Below are 274 nucleotides of genomic sequence, written 5' to 3'. Positions count from 1 at the left end.
CGCCTTCAGAATCCACTTGAAGGCTTCCGCATCATCCTCACCGAGCTGGCCACGGAAGTCCGAGGGGCGCGATTCCTGCCCCAGCAGATCATCGAGTAGTCGCTTACTGTCTTCCTTTTTAACGGTCGTGACCTTGATGCTCTTGTTATAGAGCCGCACCCACGAACCTTCCAGCTTGGAGCCCGACAAGAACTCGAAATGCAGGTGGTGCGAAAGTTCGTGAAGGATACAGTACACCCAGTCCTTCTCTTCCATTACCTCGGGACGGATGATC

The 274-nt window shown here is 54.4% G+C and carries 1 protein-coding gene; it reads right to left on the bottom strand.

Annotated features, from left to right (window positions below):
• A partial coding sequence (locus tag AC1RPX_RS07965) for a hypothetical protein (protein WP_481763360.1) occupies window positions 1-274 on the bottom strand: 274 nt, incomplete at both ends.

The organism is Dellaglioa sp. CoH-56-MRSF-14 (genome assembly GCF_056782115.1).
This window is presented reverse-complemented; position numbering and strand designations above follow the sequence as displayed.